Below are 6,157 nucleotides of genomic sequence, written 5' to 3'. Positions count from 1 at the left end.
GGTCAGCACGCCGGCAAATTCGGCCAAGATTTTGTCTTCGGTCGCCTTGTCGAGCGCCTGTCCGCGCCAGATCTTGCCGATATATTTCGCCGCCTGCGCAGATTTGCCGGTTGCTACAAGCGCGCGCGACATGATGATCGCACCCTGCCACGTCTCGGGCGCGGTATCGCCGAAGGCGTTCAGCACGGCAGCAGGAGCGGGATTCTCGTCATAGAGCGCGCGCTCGGAATTACCGCGGAGCCGCTCGAGACCCGGCCAACCCTTCAGCTCGTCCGAAGCACTGGCGATCTCATAGGAGGGAACGCCCTTCAGGCCGGAAGTCGCGATTGCCCAAGTCAGGATATGGCGGTCGAGTGTTCCTGCCGCCATCGTATTGCGGATGGCGAGCGCCTGCTGCGGATCCTTGTTGGAGAGCGCATCGAGACCCGCCTTCAGATCGCTGCTGACAGGCGCGATCGCCGAATTGCGCGGAATGGCGCCGGTCGTAATCGCCTCGGGGAAGGATGATGTCTCCGGCACGAAGCCCAGCGGCTTGACGGCCGGCGCGGGGGCGCCCTCGCCGGGGAGCGGCGATGCGGCGCTGCCCCAGGCCGCGGCCACCAGGCCGAAGGCGGACAGGATCAGAACGGCTCTCTTCATCCGTATGACTCGCAACGAAAACATGCCCTTCCATTTGGCTGGAGGCATCTTAACGAAACCTTACCATAACAGGTAAAATTCATTCACATTTGCTATCGGAATTTGCCCTATCCGACTTATGCGCGCTTGTCGCAGCCATTTTGCCGCTCTATGGTGCGCAACTCTTATTCATGGAATGCGGCTGAAGCAAGGATATCGGCCGTGAGGAGCTTTGCATGTTCAATGGGTCCATCCCCGCGCTCGTAACCCCCTTCACCGATGCCGGACTGATCGACGAAGACAGCTTCGCCGCTCATGTCGCGTGGCAAATCGGGGAGGGCAGCAAGGGCCTCGTTCCGGTCGGCACGACCGGTGAGTCGCCGACGTTGTCGCATGCCGAGCACAAACGGGTGGTGGAGCTCTGCATCGAAGTTGCGGGCAAACGCGTGCCTGTCATGGCCGGCGCCGGCTCGAACAATACGCGCGAAGCGATCGAGCTTGCCCAGCATGCCGAGAAGGTCGGCGCCGACGCGGTGCTCGTCGTCACGCCCTATTACAACAAGCCGACTCAAAAGGGCCTGATCGCCCATTATTCGGCGATCGCCGAAGCCGTTGACCTGCCGATCTACATCTACAACATCCCCGGCCGCTCGGTGGTCGACATGACGCCGGAGACGATGGGGGCGCTTGCCAAAACCCATAGGAACATCGTCGGCGTCAAGGATGCGACGGGTAAGATCGAGCGCGTCTCCGAGCAGCGCATCACCTGCGGTAAGGAGTTCCGTCAGCTTTCCGGCGAGGATGCGACCGCTCTCGGCTTCAACGCTCATGGCGGCGTCGGCTGTATCTCCGTCACGGCCAATATCGCGCCGCGCCTCTGCGCAGAGTTTCAGGCAGCGACGATTGCCGGTGACTATGCCAAGGCTCTGGAGCTGCAGGACCGGCTGATGCCGCTGCACAAGGCTGTCTTCATGGAGCCGGGCGTCTGTGGCGCGAAATACGGCCTCGCGAAGCTCGGCCGTATGAGCCGCACTGTTCGCTCTCCGCTGATGTCCTCGCTGGAACCCTCGACGGAGGCGGCGATCGATGCTGCCATGCGTCACGCCGGCCTGCTCAACTGAGGCTGCAAACCGGCCTGTCTTCACAAGACCGGGCCGCTCTCTTACATAGATGACAGGAAATGAGGGCGCGGCATTCGCGCCCCTCAAATGGAATTATCGTTATGGCCCCCAAAGGCAGCCAGCGTATCGTGAAGAAGGTCGTTGCGGAAAACCGCAAGGCTCGCTTCAACTACGAGATCATCGATACCTATGAGGCGGGCTTGGTGCTGATGGGCACCGAGGTCAAGTCATTGCGCGAAGGTAAGGCAAATATCGCCGAATCCTACGCTTCCGACGAGGATGGCGAGATCTGGCTGATCAATTCCTATCTGCCGGAATATCTGCAGGCGAACCGCTTCAACCATGAGCCGCGTCGCCGTCGCAAGCTGCTCTTGTCCGGGCGTGAGATCAACCGTTTGCGCGCGGGCATCAATCGCGAAGGCATGACGCTGATCCCGATGAAGATCTACTTCAACGATCAAGGCCGCGCCAAGATCGAGCTGGCGCTCGCGAAGGGCAAGAAGCTACATGACAAGCGCGAGTCCGAGAAGGAGCGCGATTGGAACAGGCAAAAGAGCCGTCTGTTGAAAGACAACGGCTGATCATTTGCCTGCGGCATTCTGCAATTCGTGAATGAAGGCTTAAAGCATGTCGCGCAAAAGTGTGCAGCGGTTTTGAGCTAACGACATGCGAAAACGAAAGACTAAAGCGTGGCAAGCGAATCCTAGAGATCGCGACGCGCTTTAGTCTTCGAAATCGCTGGCCGGCGCCACTTCGGCGGGACGCGGGGGACGTTCGGAAGGATCACGGCCGATCTCGGCTTTCAGCGACAGAAGATCGATGAAGTGGTCGGCCTGACGACGAAGGTCGTCTGCGATCATTGGCGGCTGGGTCGACATGGTCGAAATGACCGAAACCTTGCGTCCCTTGCGTTGCAGCGCTTCGACCAGATTGGTGAAATCGCCGTCGCCGGAGAAGATGACGAGATGGTCGACCGTTTCGGACTGTTCCATGGCATCGATCGCGAGCTCGATATCCATGTTGCCCTTGATCTTGCGACGTCCCATGGAGTCGGTAAACTCCTTGGCGGGCTTGGTCACGACCTTGTAGCCGTTATAATCGAGCCAATCGATCAGTGGACGGATCGAGGAATATTCCTGGTCTTCGATCAGCGCGGTATAGTAGTAAGCGCGCAGCAGATATCCACGTTTCTGAAATGCTTTCAATAGTTTGCGGTAATCGATATCGAAGCCGAGACTCTTGGATGCAGCGTAAAGATTGGCGCCGTCTATGAATAGTGCAATTTTCTCGCGTGGGTCAAACATCGCTTACCAATCCAAAGAGAGTAATCGAAATCCATAAGCCACCCAGGCCAATAAAAACAGCGGCTTGTGGATGTGGCGTAGAGCTGTTTCATACTTTATGAATTATTCATATATGAAAGATTTAGGGCACGATTCGCGATATTCCAAGCAACCCCCGGTGGAAATGTCATGTTGTGCATGGAAATTTGGACCGGCTACGGATAAAGGCGAGGGGACCCTAACGAAAAACTTGAATTTGCCCGGTTTTAATTGTATCGGGCGTTTTAATCCTGAAAAGACGACCGCAAAGGACAGGCAATGGCCCGTGTCACAGTAGAAGATTGCATTGACAAGGTGGAGAACCGCTTCGAGCTGGTTCTGCTCGCCAGCCACCGCGCCCGGCTGATTTCCCAGGGTGCATCGATCACGATCGATCGCGACAACGACAAGAATCCGGTTGTGGCTCTGCGCGAAATCGCCGATGARACCTTGTCGCCCGATGATCTGAAGGAAGACCTGATCCACTCGCTGCAGAAGCATGTGGAAGTGGACGAGCCGGAGCCCGATCCGGCAAGCCTGATCGCAGCCGGTACGACGGCCGCCGCCGATGGCGAAGAGCAGGACGATGTGCCGGAAACGATCACCTTCGACCAGATGTCGGAAGAAGAGCTTCTGGCCGGCATCGAAGGCCTCGTCCCGCCGGAAAAGAGCGACGATTACTAAGCGCGTCCCTGGCCTCTGAGCGGCCGGGGCTTCCTGCGCGGCAAAAGATCGACGATTACCAATCATCAATCTTGCGCCTGTAAGGCTTAGGCATAATATTGCCCATGTGTGCGCCAGTCTGCGATTGGCGCCCTTTTATTTTATTGGAGTGGCTTTGGAATGATGCGGCAGTACGAGCTCGTCGAGCGGGTTCAGAAATACAAGCCCGATGCCAACGAAGCTCTGCTGAACAAAGCCTATGTCTATGCCATGCAGAAGCATGGGCAGCAGAAGCGGGCGAGCGGCGATCCCTATATCTCGCATCCGCTCGAAGTGGCCGCCATCCTGACCGACATGCATCTCGATGAATCGACGATCGCAGTCGCCCTCCTGCATGACACGATCGAGGATACCACGGCGACTCGCGCCGAGATCGACGAGCTCTTCGGCGAGGATATCGGCCGCCTGGTCGAAGGTCTGACGAAGATCAAGAAGCTCGACCTCGTGACCAAGAAGGCCAAGCAGGCGGAAAATCTGCGTAAGCTGTTGCTTGCCATTTCCGATGACGTGCGTGTCCTGCTGGTCAAGCTTGCCGACCGCCTCCACAACATGCGCACCCTCGACCATATGTCGCAGGAAAAGCGCGCCCGCATTTCCGAAGAGACGATGGAAATCTATGCGCCGCTTGCCGGCCGCATGGGCATGCAGGACATGCGCGAGGAACTGGAGGAGCTGTCCTTCCGGCACATGAACCCGGAGGCCTACGAGACCGTCACCAAGCGCCTCGAGGAATTGTCGAAGCGCAATGAAGGGCTGGTCAAGAAGATCGAAGCCGAACTGCGCGACCTCCTGATTGCGAGCGGGCTGACGGCTGCCTATGTCAAGGGCCGGCAGAAGAAGCCCTATTCGGTGTTCCGCAAGATGCAGTCGAAGTCGCTCTCCTTCGAGCAGCTTTCGGATGTCTACGGTTTCCGCATCATCGTCGAGGATATTCCCTCCTGCTACCGGGCGCTCGGTATCGTCCATACGCGTTGGCGCGTCGTGCCCGGCCGCTTCAAGGACTACATCTCGACGCCGAAGCAGAACGACTACCGGTCGCTGCACACGACGATCGTCGGCCCGTCGATGCAGCGTATCGAGCTGCAGATCCGCACCAAGCGCATGCATGAGATCGCCGAGTTCGGCATCGCCGCCCATACGCTCTATAAGGACGGCGCCACCAATGCTGATGGCGACATCCTGTCGCGCGAAAGCAATGCCTATTCCTGGCTCAGGCATACGATCGAGGCGCTGGCGGAAGGCGACAGCCCTGAAGAGTTCCTCGAACATACCAAACTCGAGCTGTTTCAGGACCAGGTTTTCTGTTTCACGCCAAAGGGCAAGCTGATCGCGCTGCCGCGCGGCGCGACGCCGATCGACTTCGCCTATGCCGTCCACACGAATATTGGCGACACGACTGTCGGCGCCAAGATCAACGGCCGCATCATGCCGCTCGTCACCCGCCTCAACAATGGCGATGAAGTGGAGATCATCCGCTCCGGCGTGCAGGTGCCGCCGGCCGCCTGGGAAGAGATTGTCGTCACAGGCAAGGCGCGCGCCGCCATCAGGCGCGCGACGCGCGTGGCGATCCGCAAGCAATATGCCGGTCTTGGCCATCGCATCCTCGAGCGCACCTTCGAACGTGCCGGCAAGATTTTCTCGCGCGAAGCCATGAAGCCGGCCCTGCACCGTCTGGGGCAGAAGGACGTGGAAGATGCGATCGCCGCCGTTGGCCGCGGCGAGATGTCCTCGCTCGACGTGCTGCGCGCCGTCTATCCCGATCATCAGGACGAGCGTGTTACCGTCAAGCCGGCCGGTGACGAGGGCTGGTTCAACGTTCGCAGTGCCGCCGGCATGATCTTCAAGATCCCCGGCAAGACCAAGGCTGATCTCGCTGGCGAACGCGCCTCCACCGAGAGCGATCCCGATATCGTGCCGATCCGTGGTCTCTCAGGCAATGTCGACGTCAAGTTCTCGCCGACCGGTGCTGTGCCAGGTGATCGCATCGTCGGCATCATGGATAAGGGCAAGGGCATCACCATCTATCCCATCCAGTCGCCGGCACTGCAGCGCTTCGACGATCAGCCGGACCGCTGGATCGACGTGCGCTGGGATCTGGACGAGGCCAACAAGTCCCGCTTCATGGCCCGCATCATGGTCAACGCGCTGAACGAGCCCGGTACGCTCGCCAAGGTGGCGCAGACGGTGGCAAGCCTCGACGTCAACATTCGCATGCTGAATACTGTGCGTGCGGCAACAGACTTCACCGAAATGGTGCTGGAGGTGGAGGTCTGGGACCTGCGTCAGCTCAATCAGCTTCTTGCTCAACTCAAGGATCTCGACTGCATTGCGACGATCCGGCGTCTCTATGAGTAGGATTTTGTTAAATTATTA

Annotated in this window: 5 protein-coding genes and 1 pseudogene; 4 read left to right on the top strand and 2 right to left on the bottom strand. The window is 58.9% G+C overall.

Annotated features, from left to right (window positions below; translation table 11 throughout):
- Nucleotides 1–639: pseudogene (locus AC1D35_RS27385) on the bottom strand (lytic transglycosylase domain-containing protein); the annotation flags it as partial.
- A gap of 215 nt (nucleotides 640–854) precedes the next feature.
- Here AC1D35_RS27385 and dapA point away from each other — a divergent pair.
- Together dapA and smpB are read left to right on the top strand one after the other, a co-directional pair.
- Nucleotides 855–1,739, top strand: coding sequence for a 4-hydroxy-tetrahydrodipicolinate synthase (gene dapA, locus AC1D35_RS27380; protein WP_113295184.1), 885 nt, complete (start codon nucleotides 855–857; stop codon nucleotides 1,737–1,739).
- Nucleotides 1,740–1,840: 101 nt separating this feature from the next.
- Complete coding sequence (gene smpB / locus AC1D35_RS27375) at nucleotides 1,841–2,320, top strand: SsrA-binding protein SmpB (RefSeq protein WP_007820124.1); 480 nt, start codon at nucleotides 1,841–1,843, stop codon at nucleotides 2,318–2,320.
- A 141-nt stretch (nucleotides 2,321–2,461) separates the two neighbouring features.
- Here the strand turns inward: smpB and AC1D35_RS27370 are convergent, their stop codons facing one another.
- Nucleotides 2,462–3,043: a LabA-like NYN domain-containing protein gene (locus AC1D35_RS27370; protein ID WP_007820126.1), complete on the bottom strand. Its 582-nt coding sequence runs from the start codon at nucleotides 3,041–3,043 to the stop codon at nucleotides 2,462–2,464.
- A gap of 297 nt (nucleotides 3,044–3,340) precedes the next feature.
- Between AC1D35_RS27370 and rpoZ the strand changes: the two genes are divergently transcribed.
- On the top strand, nucleotides 3,341–3,745 hold the full coding sequence (gene rpoZ, locus AC1D35_RS27365; RefSeq protein WP_113295185.1) for a DNA-directed RNA polymerase subunit omega: 405 nt from the start codon (nucleotides 3,341–3,343) through the stop codon (nucleotides 3,743–3,745).
- 159 nt (nucleotides 3,746–3,904) lie between these two features.
- Nucleotides 3,905–6,139 (top strand): RelA/SpoT family protein, encoded by a 2,235-nt coding sequence (locus AC1D35_RS27360; protein WP_113295186.1) that lies wholly within the window; start codon nucleotides 3,905–3,907, stop codon nucleotides 6,137–6,139.
- Nucleotides 6,140–6,157: the final 18 nt, after the last annotated feature.

It is taken from the genome of Rhizobium sp. P1_E6, assembly GCF_056405875.1.
The sequence above is the reverse complement of the archived record's forward strand: the minus strand, read 5'-3'. Positions and strand labels throughout refer to the sequence as shown.

Coding starts and splice junctions, on each gene's coding strand:
- AC1D35_RS27370 (WP_007820126.1), bottom strand. CDS start 3,043: ATGTTTGACCCACGCGAGAAAATTGCACTATTCATAGACGGCGCCAAT.
- AC1D35_RS27360 (WP_113295186.1), top strand. CDS start 3,905: ATGATGCGGCAGTACGAGCTCGTCGAGCGGGTTCAGAAATACAAGCCC.
- smpB (WP_007820124.1), top strand. CDS start 1,841: ATGGCCCCCAAAGGCAGCCAGCGTATCGTGAAGAAGGTCGTTGCGGAA.
- dapA (WP_113295184.1), top strand. CDS start 855: ATGTTCAATGGGTCCATCCCCGCGCTCGTAACCCCCTTCACCGATGCC.